The 491-nt window shown below is 65.2% G+C and carries 1 pseudogene; it reads right to left on the bottom strand.

Features of this window, described 5'->3' with window-relative positions:
- Nucleotides 1-491, bottom strand: a pseudogene (locus tag GEV02_RS32590) (heme utilization protein); the annotation flags it as partial.

The raw sequence follows: 491 nt of genomic DNA, 5'->3' as shown, positions 1-491 counted from the left end.
TCAGCGCCTGGATGTTGGCGGTGGTGATCGCGGCGATCTGGCCGGTGGTCAGGTTCGACAGCTGGTCGGTGGTCAGCGCCGCCAGTTGCGCGGTTTTCAGCGTGGCGATGATCGAGGTTTTCAGGCCGATGATGTCAGCCGTTTCGATCGCGGCGATGTCGGTGGTCGACAGCGCGTTGAACTGGTTCGAGCTGAGGGCGCCGAACTGGTTCGAGCTCATCGCAACGATCTGGTCGGTGGTCAGGATCGCCAGGTTGGCGGTGGTCATCGCGCTGACCTGGGCGGTGCTCAGTTGCTGGAACTGGTCGGTGCTCAGGGCGGCGGTCTGGTTGGTGGTCAGCGCGGCGATGGCGGCGGTTTTCAACGCGCCGATATCGTTGGTCTCGATGGCGGCGATCTGGCCGCTGCTCATGCCGGCGATCTGGGCGCTGGTCAGCGCGCCGATCTGGGCCGAACCCAAGGCGACGATCTGGTCGGTGGTCAGCGCCTTG

The sequence above is a fragment of the Rugamonas aquatica genome, assembly GCF_009380215.1.
Classification (GTDB): Bacteria; Pseudomonadota; Gammaproteobacteria; order Burkholderiales; family Burkholderiaceae_D; genus Rugamonas; species Rugamonas aquatica_B.
This window is presented reverse-complemented; position numbering and strand designations above follow the sequence as displayed.